Source organism: Synechococcus sp. R55.7 (assembly GCF_047461955.1).
In the GTDB taxonomy this organism is placed as follows: Bacteria; Cyanobacteriota; Cyanobacteriia; order Thermostichales; family Thermostichaceae; genus Thermostichus.
On sequence record NZ_JANSIC010000286.1, the window covers coordinates 1 to 2595 of the forward strand.

Consider the following 2595-nt stretch of genomic DNA (forward strand, 5'->3'; position numbering starts at 1 on the left):
ACACCAGCTCCTCCCTCAGAGGGAGAAAGGGAAAGATTCGGCGCTGTCGGAATTGCTTGGAGTAGTTGGTGCCCGCTCAAGCCTTGTTGCCATTCAGAACGGCTACAACTGGTGCAGTCACGCTTCCTGCTCAATACCCTGCTCAATACAATAAAGGGCCTGCAAGCCAGCAGACCCAAGGAAAAGCCAAAAGGCGGTAAGTTGAGGTCTCTTAGATCAGGCCCAGCCAGGAAGCAACGCCTTGGCCCGTCACCGCTTCGATGACAATGGCCAACACAAAGCCAATCATGGCAGCCCGACCGTTGAGGCGCTCGGCATACTCGTTAAAGCCAAACTTGGGCTCAGACAAATTGGGATTAGACATGAGAACCTCCAGGGTAAATGGGAACGACAGGGAGTGGGATCCGTAAAGAACGAAAACGAGAACGGCACTTGACCTTCAGTATAGTTTGCATTTCTTCATGATCGCAAGCAAGGTGGTCACCCGCTGCCGATGGCGGCGATGATCTGCCGCGCCAGGGGAATGGCCGCCTCATAGGCTTTGCCCTGATGCAGGTGCAGCACCAGCGTCCAGTTGGGATCCGGCAGGGGCCAAAAGGCCAGCAACCAGGCTTGAAAATCTTCTGCCCAGAGAATTGGTCGTCCTCGTCGTTGAGGATTGAGGATGGTGCCAGACTTGGCTGCCACTGGGATCCCTTCTGGGGCAATGCCGCGACAGGTGCCCGCTGTTGCCGCCAGGCTCATGCCAGCATGGAGAGCCTCCCAAATCCAAGCCGGTAAAGAGAAAGCGGGCAGAGAGACCTCGCCAGAAAGGGGTACACCTCGGCGGGCAATCACGCCCCCATAAACCAACAGCTCCCAGGGATCCACCGGCCCAGCCAGACCGGTCGCCAAGAGCGGAGCCGGAGTTGTATTCTGCACACTCCCTAGGCCGAAGCGCCGCAGCCACTCCACCAGGGTATCGGCCCCCAGCTCCCAGCCCAACTGGTAAAAATGCACGTTGCAAGAGTGGGCCAGGGCCTGGCGCAAGTTCAAGGTTCCATGGCCGCGGGGATCCCAGCAGGGTAGGCGGCCCAACCCCAGTTGCGGCGGCGGATCCCACCAACCCGGACAGTGGATCAAGCGCTCCCCAGAGCTGATCCCGGTCTGCAGAGCAGCGGCGGCAACGGCGCATTTGACGGTTGAGCCAGGGCTGGCCCTGATTCTGGAAGCCTGCTCCGGCTGCCAAACCCTTGTTAAACGACCGGTGTTCAGGTTGAGGACGGCGGCAAAATCGCGCGGATGGGGCAGCCCTGCAGATTTCCCCTGCAAGCCCCAGGTCAAAGCAGAACCCAACAGCCAGGCTCCACAGGTGCGACGGTTCATCTGCTGTTGGCCCCGAAAACCCAGCCAGACAAAAGCGGATCCCTGTTACAAAAATTCGGAAATCGCAGCCTTCTCACGGACTAGGGTAATCTGAGTTCAGGTCAATGGAGATAACCCTCATGGCAATTCAGCGTGGTGCCAAAGTCCGTGTGCTGCGGAAAGAATCCTACTGGTACCGGGATGTGGGAACGGTTGCGGCGGTGGATACCAGCGGCATTCTCTACCCGGTGATCGTCCGCTTTGACAAGATCAACTACTACAACATCAACACCAACAACTTCCGCGAAGATGAACTGGAAGTGTTGGAAGCTCCCAAAGCCAAGGCCAAAGCTGCGGCCAGCTAAGCCAAAGTTCTGATGCCGGGGACTGTGTTCTTGAGCAAGTCGTTCTGTGCCTGAACTGCCGGAAGTTGAAACAGTTCGGCAAGATTTGCAACGCCTCACCTTGGGGCCGCGGATACTTGCGGTGGAGGTGCTCCTGGCCCGCACCATTGCCTACCCTGCAGGGGAGATGTTTGGGCGGAGCTTGATTGGCACCCGTTTTACCCAGTGGCAGCGGCGAGGAAAGTATCTCCTGGGATCCCTGGATTCGAGAGCTGTTCTGGGCGTGCATCTGCGCATGACCGGGCAGTTGCTCTGGGTGCAGGGATCCACCCCTTTATCAGCTCACACTCGTGTTCGTTTGGCCTTCGAGGAAGGGTGGGACTTGCGCTTTGTGGATCAGCGCACCTTTGGCCAGATGTGGCTGGTGCCTGCCGGTGTTGAGCTGGAGGCGGTGATCCCCACCCTGCAGACTTTGGGGCCGGAGCCCTTTTCGCCAGCTTTTTCTGAGGCCTATTTCCAGGCTGCCCTGCAGAAGAGCCGCCGTCTTATTAAAACCGCGCTGCTGGATCAATCGCTGGTAGCCGGGGTGGGCAACATTTACGCCGACGAAGCCCTGTTTCTGAGCGGCATTCACCCTTTGACGCCAGCAGTTCAGCTTTCGGATGTGGCCAAGGCACGCCTGCGAGAAGCTTTGATCGAGGTGTTACGGGCCGGGCTGGAGCAGCGGGGCACCACCTTGCGGGATTACCGGGATCTGCGTGGGCTCAACGGCAACTATCAAGGGCAAGCGTGGGTGTACGGTCGGGAAGGGGATCCCTGTCGCCTCTGTGGCACCCCAATTCGGCGGATGAAGCTGGCAGGTCGGTCGGCCCACTTTTGCCCCCACTGCCAGCCGCAACAGAGCTAG

At 58.9% G+C, this 2595-nt stretch carries 4 protein-coding genes; 2 read left to right on the forward strand and 2 right to left on the reverse strand.

Annotated elements, in window-relative coordinates:
* Nucleotides 1–211: 211 nt before the first annotated feature.
* Together NW820_RS11740 and NW820_RS11745 are read right to left on the reverse strand one after the other, a co-directional pair.
* A complete protein-coding gene (locus NW820_RS11740) occupies nucleotides 212–364 on the reverse strand; it encodes a chlorophyll a/b-binding protein (protein WP_011429120.1) in 153 nt (50 codons plus the stop codon).
* A 116-nt stretch (nucleotides 365–480) separates the two neighbouring features.
* Entirely contained in the window at nucleotides 481–1365 is an 885-nt protein-coding gene (locus NW820_RS11745) for a penicillin-binding transpeptidase domain-containing protein (protein WP_414407576.1), read from the reverse strand.
* 119 nt (nucleotides 1366–1484) lie between these two features.
* On the opposite strand from NW820_RS11745, the gene NW820_RS11750 reads away from it, so the two are divergent.
* Complete coding sequence (locus NW820_RS11750) at nucleotides 1485–1709, forward strand: photosystem I reaction center subunit IV (protein WP_011432873.1); 225 nt, start codon at nucleotides 1485–1487, stop codon at nucleotides 1707–1709.
* A gap of 46 nt (nucleotides 1710–1755) precedes the next feature.
* A complete protein-coding gene (locus tag NW820_RS11755) occupies nucleotides 1756–2595 on the forward strand; it encodes a DNA-formamidopyrimidine glycosylase (protein WP_414407577.1) in 840 nt (279 codons plus the stop codon).